The organism is uncultured Virgibacillus sp. (assembly GCF_947495635.1).
Lineage (GTDB): Bacteria > Bacillota > Bacilli > Bacillales > Amphibacillaceae > Virgibacillus > Virgibacillus salarius.
This window is the reverse complement of record NZ_CANMAB010000217.1, coordinates 1-648: the sequence shown is the minus strand read 5'-3', so window position 1 is coordinate 648 and position 648 is coordinate 1. Positions and strand designations below refer to the sequence as shown.

General features: G+C 45.7%; 1 protein-coding gene. It reads right to left on the bottom strand.

The genetic code is table 11. From position 1 onward, the window contains the following. The coding region (locus Q1A47_RS20555; protein WP_299632753.1) for an isopeptide-forming domain-containing fimbrial protein at positions 1–648 on the bottom strand (648 nt) is incomplete at both ends.

Below are 648 nucleotides of genomic sequence, written 5' to 3'. Positions count from 1 at the left end.
TTTCTGGTTCATTTGGATCTTCTGGATCCTCTCCTGGCACTTCTCCTGTGACCGTCGCAATATTCGTCACAGTTCCCTTTGCTTCTTCTGTCACTACCACACTGAAGCTTACTTCTACACGATCTCCTCCAACCAGGCTGCCGATGTCATCGATCGTAACCACTTGTCCACTTACATAACTGTCCGCATATGACTCACCATTCACCGTTAAAGTACCTGGTACATAGCTTAATCCGGCTGGTATATCGTCTACGACCGTTACATTATTGACAATCGTCGTAGGACCTCCAATATTTTCTGTCGTTATCGTATACGTCAGCTCATCACCAACAGCTACTTCCTCTCCGTCTATCGATGTTCCTTCCGCATCGTAGACTGCCTTATCCGCTACCAGTTCCCCTGCATCTGGAACCACTTCTGTTTCCGTTGGTGGCGTTTCAATTGGATTCTCCGGATCTTCTGGATCATGGCCCATTGCGATATTCTCTACCGTTGTATTTAACGCACTTTCTAATACTTCTACTTGGAACATAATCGTTGCCGTTTCTCCTGCTTTTACTTCTACTTCACTAATCCTTAACTTTCCTTCATTCCAAATATCCGCATCCTCTAATGCTTCTCCATTCAGTTGCGTCGATCCGGCTACCA